The organism is Pseudomonas sp. DWP2-2, assembly GCF_049897065.1.
Taxonomy (GTDB): domain Bacteria; phylum Pseudomonadota; class Gammaproteobacteria; order Pseudomonadales; family Pseudomonadaceae; genus Aquipseudomonas; species Aquipseudomonas paracarnis.
In genome coordinates, this window is the sequence record NZ_JAFCVN010000022.1 from 21674 (window position 1) to 28051 (window position 6378).

Annotated in this window: 5 protein-coding genes; 1 reads left to right on the top strand and 4 read right to left on the bottom strand. The window is 59.0% G+C overall.

What is annotated here, in order from left to right; genetic code table 11:
• Positions 1-18 precede the first annotated feature (18 nt).
• The 3 genes from ACP7CZ_RS26855 to ACP7CZ_RS26865 form a co-directional block, all read right to left on the bottom strand.
• The gene (locus ACP7CZ_RS26855; RefSeq protein ID WP_032903754.1) at positions 19-651 is read right to left on the bottom strand and encodes a glutathione S-transferase N-terminal domain-containing protein; all 633 of its coding nucleotides are present in this window, start codon (positions 649-651) and stop codon (positions 19-21) included.
• 49 nt (positions 652-700) lie between these two features.
• Entirely contained in the window at positions 701-3058 is a 2358-nt protein-coding gene (locus ACP7CZ_RS26860; protein ID WP_294165617.1) for a DNA polymerase II, read from the bottom strand.
• Positions 3059-3244: 186 nt separating this feature from the next.
• A complete protein-coding gene (locus ACP7CZ_RS26865; protein ID WP_294165616.1) occupies positions 3245-3712 on the bottom strand; it encodes an SRPBCC family protein in 468 nt (155 codons plus the stop codon).
• A gap of 98 nt (positions 3713-3810) precedes the next feature.
• Between ACP7CZ_RS26865 and ACP7CZ_RS26870 the strand changes: the two genes are divergently transcribed.
• A complete protein-coding gene (locus ACP7CZ_RS26870; protein WP_294165615.1) occupies positions 3811-4212 on the top strand; it encodes a GFA family protein in 402 nt (133 codons plus the stop codon).
• 1 nt (position 4213) lies between these two features.
• Here ACP7CZ_RS26870 and mrdA read toward each other — a convergent pair whose 3' ends face one another.
• On the bottom strand, positions 4214-6106 hold the full coding sequence (mrdA, locus tag ACP7CZ_RS26875) for a penicillin-binding protein 2 (protein WP_054898205.1): 1893 nt from the start codon (positions 6104-6106) through the stop codon (positions 4214-4216).
• Positions 6107-6378: the final 272 nt, after the last annotated feature.

Sequence of the window (6378 nt, forward strand, 5' to 3'; positions counted from 1 at the left end):
GGTCATTGTTTCTTCCGGTTACGAGACCTTCCACTGCGGCCAATGCCGGGCAAAAACAGGGGCCACGACAGGGTCAGCGTCTACCCGCTCCAGGCTCTGCGCAAAGCCCGGCGCCAGGTTGCCGAGCACCTCGCGCGCGTCGTCCCAACGCGACACCGCTGCCGCCATGATGCCCAGTGCATTCGGCGCGTTGCTCGGGGTAAACAGCTGGCCGGCAAACTGATCGGCAAACACGACCCAAGCCTGGTGCAGGTAGCGCCGTGTGCCGCTGACCAGTTGCGCTTGCTGCGCCTCATCGGCATTGCCCAACCAGCGTTGCGGGTAATCGATGATACCGATCGCCGAATAGCAGTTGGCGGCGATATACAGCAAGCCACGCAGGATCTGCGTACGATCGCCAGCCAGCAACTCGGCCTTGGGATACTCCAGGCCCAAGTGGATCAGGATCGCGGCGCTTTCGGTCAGTACCTGGCCATTTGGAGTGACCAGGGTGGGGATCTGCTTGAGTGGATTGATACGTGCAAGCGCGTCGCTACCCTCGCCGTCCTGCCAGGAACTGGCCTGCACGCGATGCCACGGCACTGCGCAGCGCTGCAGGGCGATTTCGATCATGCAGGAGCCGGATTCGTCGGTGCCATAAAGGGTGTACATGGGCGTTTCCTCCTGAGCGATGGGCAATATCGAGCCTGTGGTCGATTACCTAGAATAGCCCCATCTGCCCGCCTACCAGGGTACCGAAATCGTCATTCACGAACGGCAGGATTGCGTCAGCCACGGGCTGCAATTGGCGCGTGACGTAGTGGTCGTAATCGATGGGTGCCCGCCGCACTTCCAGCGGTTCCGGGCCGTTGACACTGATCACGTAGCTGATCCAGCCACCCCGCTGGTACTGGCGCGGGCGGCCCAGGCGGTCGTTGTACTCGTCTGCCAGGCGCGCGGCGCGTACGTGGGGCGGGACGTTGCGTTCGTAGTCGTGCAAGGGCCGGCGCAGGCGTTTGCGGTAGATCAACAAATCATCGAATTCGCCGCTCAAGGTACGCCGCACGTAATCGCGTATGTAGTCTTGATGGGGTTGTCGATGGAAGATGCGTTGGTAGAGTTCCTGCTGGAATTGCCGGGCCAGGGGCGACCAGTCGCTGCGCACGGTTTCCAGGCCTTTGTAGACCATTTCTTCGCTGCCATCTTCGCGCACGACCAGGCCGGCATAGCGCTTTTTGCTGCCCTCCTCGGCGCCACGAATGGTCGGCATCAGGAAGCGACTGAAGTGGGTTTCGTATTGCAGTTCCAGGGCGCTTTGCAGGCCGTACTCGTTGCTCAGGTGCGCGCGCCACCAGTCGTTGACGTGCTGCACCAGCGCCAGGCCGATGCGATTGGCGTCCTGCGCAGAGTGCGCGCTGCCCAGCCAGACGAAGGTGGAGTCGGTGTCGCCGTAAATCACCTCGTACCCTTGGGCCTCAACCAGGGCGCGGGTCTGGCGCATGATCTGGTGCCCCCGCAGGGTGATCGAGGACGCCAGCCGGGTGTCGAAGAACCGGCAGCCGCTGGAGCCGAGCACACCGTAAAAGGCGTTCATGATGATCTTCAGTGCCTGGGACAACGGCGCATTGCGCTCGCGCTTGGCCTCTTCGCGGCCTTCGGACACCCGCGTGACGATGGACGGCAGGCAATGCCGGGTGCGGGAGAAGCGCGCTCCGCGAAAGCCTTCCACCGAATCGCTGTCGTCGGGATGCTTGAGGCCTTCGATCAAGCCCACCGGGTCGATGAGGAAGCTGCGGATGATCGACGGGTAAAGGCTTTTGTAGTCCAGCACCAGCACCGACTCATAGAGGCCTGGGCGCGAGTCCATGACAAAACCGCCGGGGCTGGCTTGGGGCGGTTTGTCGCCCAGGTTCGGTGCTACAAAACCCTGGCGGTGCATCAACGGCATGTACAGGTGGGTGAAGGCGGCCACGGAGCCGCCGTTACGGTCGGCCGGCAACCCGGTGACGCTGGCCCGTTCCAGCAGGAACTTGAGCAGCTCGGTCTTCTCGAAAATCCGCGTGACCAGTTCGCAGTCCTTGAGGTTGTAGCGCGCCAGAGCAGGCTTGTCCTCGGCAAACATGCGGTTGATTTCGTCCATGCGCTGGTACGGCGTGGAGATGTCCTTGCCTTCGCCGAGCAGGGTTTGTGCAACGTTTTCCAGGCTGAAGGATTCAAAACTCCAAGTGGCCGAACGCAGCGCTTCGATACCGTCGATGATCAGTCTTCCTGCCGCCGCCGCAAAGTAGTGATTGCGGCTGCCGTGTTCGCGCCAGGCCATGGTTTCACCGCCACGCCCGAGCAACAGCGGCACGTTCAGGCGCTGGGCGTGTTCGTGGAGTACGCGCAGGTCGAACTGCACCACGTTCCAGCCGATGATCGCGTCGGGGTCGAAAGTGGCCAGCCATTGGTTGAGGTGTTCGAGCAGTTGAGCGCGGGTGTCGCAATAGTCGAGCTTGAAATCCACGGCGTCGGTTTTGTTCGGCGGGCCGAGCATGTACACCTGGCGTTCGCCACAGCCTTCAAGAGCGATGGAGTAAAGATCGCCCTGGGCGGTGGTCTCGATGTCCAGGGACACCAGCTTCAAGGGAGGACGGTAGTCGGGGGCAGGCTTCATTTGCGCGTCGAGCAAGGTGCCGCTTGCATCAGCGGTGCCACCGAACCAGACAGGAGCGGTGATAAAACGCTCCATCATGTAGCGCTCCGGAGGGCGCACGTCACCTTCGTAGACATCGACCCCGGCAGCGCGCAGGCGCTTCTCGATGTCCATCAACTGGCGGTGCTGGCGGGCGTAGAGGCCCAGAACCGGGCGGTGATGAAAGTCGCATAGCTGCAAGGGGCGCAACTCGAGATCGCGCTCCCCCTTGAGCAGCCAATCGAGTGGCTTGCGATGGGCCTCTGGGATGAAAACCACCGAGATCTGCACGGGTAGGCGAATGCACCTTGGCCCTTGGTCGGTGGCTAGCCAGAAGCTGACCTCCGTACCCGCCGGGGTATCGCGCCAATGCCGGGTCAGGACAAAACCCTGCTGTAGATCCACCGTACCGCACCTCAGGAATCGCTTTCAGGGCGTGATTCTACTCGGCATCCGTGCAAACGCCACCACCGACCGCTATGTGCATGAAGGCCAGCAAATCAAGAAAAGGCATCGAGCTGAACGTGCTTTGTGAGCCCGTCAGCGGCCTGTCTGCCTAGGGGAGTGAAGACTGCCCTCCGGTGTGCGCCATCACCTTGTTGGGGGCTTGCTCAGATAATTTTCGATATTGCCCATTTGCTCATCCCAGCCACGGGAGTTCATCTTGAAGGCTTTCTGACGCCGCGCTTCGGGCACCTTGTCAAAACCGGACTCAACGACCCGCAACAGAATGCCTGGAGCGCGATCTTCAATCGTGAACTCCACCAGCGTCGGCGCCTCTTTGTCGTAGTCGACGCCCTCTTCCACTGCAAAAGGATGCCACCAGAAGGAAAACAGCGTTTGAGGCAGGATACGTTCGATCCGGGCCTTCCATACGACATGTTCATAACCTGGATAGGTAATCGACGCTTCGATGGTTTCCCCAGCCACAAAGGTCTTACCCTTAAGCGCGATACCGAACCAGTGTCCAAATTGCTCGGCCTGCGTGAGAGCCTCCCAGACCTGTTTACGTGACGCATTGAGCAGGACTTTACGTTCGATGCGATCTAATACGTGCATAAGTCACCTCCTTCATTGAACAGTAGGCGACATCAACCAATGCGCAACCTTGTGTTGTGCGCGATGATGATGACCCCCTCCTTGCCTGGCCATAGGTTATGACTGACCCACTGGATGGAAGTTGCTTGTGCAAAGGTGTGCGCTATCAAGTGGACAGCCTGGACATGCCCATCAGCCACTGCCACTGCGCAAGCTGCCGCAAGGCGCACGCGGCCGCGTTTGTTGCCACGGCCGGGGTGATGCGTGAGCATTTTCGCTGGACGCAGGGTGAGCAACTGCTGTCGTCATTTGAATCTTCACCGGGCAAACTCAGACATTTCTGCTCGCGCTGCGGCTCACATCTGATCGCTGAACGTGGGCATCAGCCTCACGTGATCGTGCGGGTGGCGACGCTGGATGATGATCCGCGCGTCAGGCCCACCTCGCATATCTGGACGGCCCATGAAGTGCCCTGGCTGGCCTATGATGGCGTAGCACGCTGGGATGAGTGGGAGGTTTGAGTCAAACCCTTGGATCGCCGGGCGCCTTGGCCGGCGCTGCATATTGCGGCTTGAGATGGCCTTCCTGGTCGAGCAGCCAGGCATCCATGATCTGTCGCACCACAGGCCCGGCTACACGGCCGCCGGCCTCACCGTTTTCGATCATGACTGAAATCACGATTTTCGGATGTTCGGCCGGCGCAAAGCCGACGAACAAGGCGTTATCGCGATGCCGCTCCAACGTCTTGTTGCGGTTGTAGCGCTCACCCTGCTTGATCGCCACCACCTGGGCGGTACCACTCTTGCCGGCGATGCGGTATTGCGCGCCTTGCGCTGCCGCTCGGGCGATACCGCGGGGATCGTGCATCACTAATTGCATGCCATGGTTGACCTGTTCCCAGTCACGCGGGTCCTTGAGGATCACGTTGGGCATTGGATGCTCATCCACCGGTGGCACACCATTGATTGTCTTGGCCAGGTGCGGTCGGTTCCATACGCCTTTGTTGGCGATCAATGCAGTGGCCTGGGCCAATTGCAGAGGTGTTACTTGCATGTAGCCTTGGCCAATGCCGAGGATCACGGTTTCGCCTGGGAACCACGGCTGGCGTCGGGTTGCACGCTTCCAGGCCTGGGATGGCATTAAGCCGGCAGACTCTTCGAACATATCCAGGGACACTTTCTGACCCAGGCCGAACTCGGCCAGATAGTCGTGCAGGCGATCGATCCCGAGCTTATGGGCCAGATCGTAGAAGTAAGTGTCGTTGGAACGCATGATGGCCGCGTCCATGTCCACCCAGCCGTCACCACTGTGGTTCCAGTTTCGGTATTTATGGTCAAAGTCTGGCAACTGATAGTAACCCGGGTCGAACACTCGGGTTTGTGGAGTAACAACGCCACTGTCAAGACCGGCGATGGCCACTTCCGGCTTGATGGTTGAGCCCGGCGCATAAAGCCCGCGTAACACGCGGTTGAACAGCGGTCGGTCAATGGAGTCGTGTAGCGCAGCGTACTCCTTGAAGCTAATGCCTGTGACAAACAGGTTCGGATCGAAACTCGGTTTACTGACCATAGCCAGTACTTCACCGGTCTGCGGGTCCAGGGCGACCACCGAACCACGACGGTCACCCAAGGCCTCTTCGGCAGCTTCCTGTAGCTTGACGTCAAGGCTCAGGACGATGTTTTTGCCAGGGATCGGATCGGTGTGCTTGAGCACGCGCAGCACACGGCCCTGTGCGTTGGTCTCTACCTCTTCATAACCGACATGGCCATGCAGTTCAGACTCGTAAAAACGCTCGATTCCGGTTTTGCCGATAGATTGGGTACCGCGGTACTCCACCGAATCAAGGGTCTTGGATTCCTTTTCGTTAATACGACCGACGTAGCCAATGGAATGGGCAAAGTGCGCGCCCAGGGGGTAGTGGCGAACGAATTGTGGTTCCACGTCCACCCCAGGTAGACGGAACTCGTTGACGGCCAAAACGGCGATCTGCTCTTCGGTCAACTCGTAGAACAACGTGACGGGAACAAACGGGTGGCGGGCCTGCTTGAGCGCCTTATCAAACACCGCACGGTCTTCGGCTGGCAGATGCAGCAGATTGACGATTTCGTCCAGTTCACCCTTGAGGTCGGCTGTGCGCTCACGGGTGATGGTCAAGTTGTAACTCGGGCGGTTGTCGGCCAGGACTACACCATTACGGTCATAGATCAAGCCGCGAGTCGGTGTGATGGGCAGTACGTGGACCCGGTTGTTTTCCGAAATTGTTGAGTGGTAGTCGTACTGCACGACTTGCAAAAAATACATACGCCCCACCAAGGCGCACGTGATCCCAATTACCAGCAATGCGCAGGCAAACAAACGTTTGTTGACCAAACGGTTTTCTTTTTCGTGATCTTTGATAGGTATTGGTTCAGGCATTTCTACAGCATCTCGTTGGAAAAGGTCGACGCCGCATCCTGCGGATAAAGATCAATCCTTGTGAAAATGTGCTGCACCATAGCAAAAATGCAGAAACACTTTGTATCGAATTCCCTCAACGGCAGCTTATTTAATGTTGCTGAAAGCGCCGGAATTTTCGAGCGCCCAAAACAAAACCCCAACTGCTTTCGCAATTGGGGTTTCGGAATTTAATCTTGACGATGACCTACTCTCACATGGGGAAACCCCACACTACCATCGGCGATGCATCG

Bases quoted from the DNA above. Each gene is read 5' to 3' on its own strand.
- ACP7CZ_RS26865 (WP_294165616.1), bottom strand. From the start codon at position 3,712: ATGCACGTATTAGATCGCATCGAACGTAAAGTCCTGCTCAATGCGTCA.
- ACP7CZ_RS26855 (WP_032903754.1), bottom strand. From the start codon at position 651: ATGTACACCCTTTATGGCACCGACGAATCCGGCTCCTGCATGATCGAA.
- ACP7CZ_RS26870 (WP_294165615.1), top strand. From the start codon at position 3,811: ATGACTGACCCACTGGATGGAAGTTGCTTGTGCAAAGGTGTGCGCTAT.
- mrdA (WP_054898205.1), bottom strand. From the start codon at position 6,106: ATGCCTGAACCAATACCTATCAAAGATCACGAAAAAGAAAACCGTTTG.